4 protein-coding genes are annotated in these 2,230 nt (G+C 75.1%); 3 read left to right on the top strand and 1 reads right to left on the bottom strand.

Going from position 1 to position 2,230, the window contains the following annotated elements; genetic code table 11:
* The 3 genes from GTQ99_RS22390 to GTQ99_RS22400 form a co-directional block, all read left to right on the top strand.
* Positions 1–560 (top strand): hypothetical protein (locus GTQ99_RS22390; protein WP_205708040.1); only part of this gene is annotated, 560 nt, incomplete at its 5' end.
* A gap of 40 nt (positions 561–600) precedes the next feature.
* On the top strand, positions 601–1,041 hold the full coding sequence (gene msrB, locus GTQ99_RS22395) for a peptide-methionine (R)-S-oxide reductase MsrB (protein ID WP_166617883.1): 441 nt from the start codon (positions 601–603) through the stop codon (positions 1,039–1,041).
* A 62-nt stretch (positions 1,042–1,103) separates the two neighbouring features.
* Positions 1,104–1,460 (top strand): hypothetical protein, encoded by a 357-nt coding sequence (locus GTQ99_RS22400; RefSeq protein WP_166617884.1) that lies wholly within the window; start codon positions 1,104–1,106, stop codon positions 1,458–1,460.
* 90 nt (positions 1,461–1,550) lie between these two features.
* On the opposite strand, the gene hemQ is transcribed toward GTQ99_RS22400, so the two are convergent.
* Positions 1,551–2,219, bottom strand: coding sequence for a hydrogen peroxide-dependent heme synthase (hemQ, locus tag GTQ99_RS22405; protein ID WP_420814612.1), 669 nt, complete (start codon positions 2,217–2,219; stop codon positions 1,551–1,553).
* Between the last annotated feature and the right edge of the window lie 11 nt (positions 2,220–2,230).

Here is a 2,230-nt window from a genome sequence, read left to right on the forward strand (position 1 = left end):
GCTGCGTGTCGTCGACCCCCGAGCCCCCCGCCACCCCGCCGTCCACCGGGACGGGCGCTCCCTGGACGGTCGTCGTCCTCACCGAGGAGGCCTTCGGGGACGTCGACGCCCGCAACGTCGCGCAGCTGCACGCCGAGGCCCGCGCCGCCGGCGAGGACGTGCGCCACCTGGTGCTGGTGCCCGCCGACACCGAGCGCAGCGTGCTCGCGGGGCTGCTGGACCACCTGAGCCTGGGCGAGCTGCGGGCGGCGCTGGGGGCCGTGCGCGAGGGCCGCCCGGACCCCGAGCGCGCCCGCGCGGACGCCGAGACCGCGCTGGCCGCGACGCTGGCGGCGCTGCGCGCCGAGGGGCTGCAGGCGCACGGGCGCACCACGGCCGACGACCCGCTGCCGGAGGTGCGCGAGGCGCTGGGCAGCGAGCCCGACGCCCGCGAGGTCGTCGTCGTCACCCGCCCGCACGCCGTCGAGGACACCTTCCACACCGACTGGGCCTCGCGCGCCCGCGACAGCCTCGGCGTGCCCGTGCTGCACGTGTACGCCGGGACCACGCGGCTGGGCTGAGCGGCGGAACAGCGCCCGGCGCCGGGGGGTTGCAGGAGGCATGAGCGCGCACACCACCCCCGAGAGCAGCGGCACCCGCTACCCCGTCGTCAAGACCGACGCCGAGTGGCGCGCGCAGCTGGACCCGCAGGAGTACCAGGTCCTGCGCCAGGCCGGCACCGAGCGGCCCTTCACCGGCGAGTACGAGGACACCACCACCGAGGGCGTCTACGCCTGCCGCGGCTGCGGCGCGGAGCTGTTCACCAGCACCGAGAAGTTCGCCTCGCACTGCGGGTGGCCGTCCTTCTACGACCCCAAGCAGTCCGACGCCGTGGAGCTCATCGAGGACACCACCCTCGGCATGCGCCGCACCGAGGTGCGCTGCGCCAGCTGCGGTTCGCACCTGGGCCACGTCTTCGAGGGCGAGGGCTACCCCACGCCCACCGACCAGCGGTACTGCATCAACTCCATCAGCCTCACCCTGCGCCCCGCGCAGGGCTGAGCACGGGCCGCGGGCCGGGCGCAGGGGGTGCGGGCGCCCGGGCCCGCGGGCACAGTGGACGCATGAGCGAGCCGTACTCCGAGACCTACCAGCCGATCGACCCCGAGCTGGACCCGCTGGCCGATCCGGACCTGCAGCAGGCGGACTCCTCCATCGACCAGGACCCCGACGACGGGGACGAGGTGCGCGACCTGCAGACCGACACGCTGCTGGCCGACAGCGACGACGACACCTACGACACGAGCCGGCGGCTGAGCCACGCCACCGAGGAGCTCATGCGCGACGACGTCGACCCGGACAACGAGACGATCGAGGAGCGCATCACCCAGGAGGAGCCCGACGAGGCGGGCGGGGCCGGGCACCTGGGCACCGTCGACCACGTGGCCGGCGCCGACGCCGAGGACCCCGAGCGGCTCTGAACCGCTCCCCGGCGCGCCGGGGCAGCACGCGCGAGGGCCGCCGCACCGCTCCCGGTGCGGCGGCCCTCGCGCGTGCGGGGCGGGCCCGCGTCAGGGCAGGGCGTTGACCAGCTCGCCGAGCTCCACCTTGGGGCCGGTGAAGAACGGCACCTCCTCGCGCACGTGGCGGCGCGCCTCGGTGCTGCGCAGGTCGCGCATGAGGTCGACGATGCGGTGCAGCTCGTCGGCCTCGAAGGCCAGGACCCACTCGTAGTCGCCCAGCGCGAACGCGGAGACGGTGTTCGCGCGCACGTCCTCGTAGGGGCGGGCGGCCAGGCCGTGGTCGCGCAGCATCTTGCGGCGCTCGTCCTCGGGCAGCAGGTACCACTCGTAGGAGCGCACGAACGGGTAGACGCACACGTAGTCGCGGGCGCGCTCGCCGGACAGGAACGCCGGCACGTGGCCGCGGTTGAACTCCGCGGGGCGGTGCAGGCCGACGACCGACCACACCGGCGCCAGGTGCCGTCCCAGGCGGGTCGTGCGCAGCCGGCGGTAGGCCTCCTGCACGAGCTCGACCGTCGGTGCGTACCACCAGAACATCAGGTCGGCGTCGGCGCGCAGGCCCGCGACGTCGTAGAGGCCGCGCACGACCAGGCCCTTGCCGGTCAGCTCCTCCAGCAGCGCCCGCACCTCGTCGGCGAGGGCCGCGCGGTCGGCGTCGCCGACGCTCGTCTCGACGGCGAAGACCGACCACATCGCGTAGGCGATGGTCTGGTTGATCTCGTCGGGGC

It is taken from the genome of Kineococcus vitellinus (genome assembly GCF_009906315.1).
Lineage (GTDB): Bacteria > Actinomycetota > Actinomycetes > Actinomycetales > Kineococcaceae > Kineococcus > Kineococcus vitellinus.

Bases quoted from the DNA above. Each gene is read 5' to 3' on its own strand.
- msrB (WP_166617883.1), top strand. From the start codon at position 601: ATGAGCGCGCACACCACCCCCGAGAGCAGCGGCACCCGCTACCCCGTC.
- GTQ99_RS22400 (WP_166617884.1), top strand. From the start codon at position 1,104: ATGAGCGAGCCGTACTCCGAGACCTACCAGCCGATCGACCCCGAGCTG.